The 229-nt window shown below is 36.7% G+C and carries 1 protein-coding gene; it reads left to right on the forward strand.

The window, feature by feature from the left end; translation table 11 throughout:
- On the forward strand, positions 1–229 hold a 229-nt coding region (locus tag DXC01_RS20400), incomplete at both ends, for a hypothetical protein (protein WP_199705055.1).

The following is a 229-nucleotide window of genomic DNA, read 5'->3' on the forward strand; positions in this document are numbered from 1 at the left end:
TGATTATGATCTGAGTAATAAAACAGTAGAAATCACATTAAAGAATCTTACGGAGGAAGGAGATTATGATACGACTGTTATTACAGATGGAACATGGGATTTTAAATGGACTCTGGGTGCAGTAAAGCCTCCGACAACTCTGGAAGTGAACCGGAAATGTGATTTTGGAGGTTATGAAATCACAGTGAAAAAAATGGAAGTAACGCCCCTTTTATGGTCATTATATCTT

This window comes from Blautia sp. OM07-19 (genome assembly GCF_003481595.1).
GTDB classification, from domain to species: Bacteria; Bacillota; Clostridia; order Lachnospirales; family Lachnospiraceae; genus Blautia_A; species Blautia_A intestinihominis.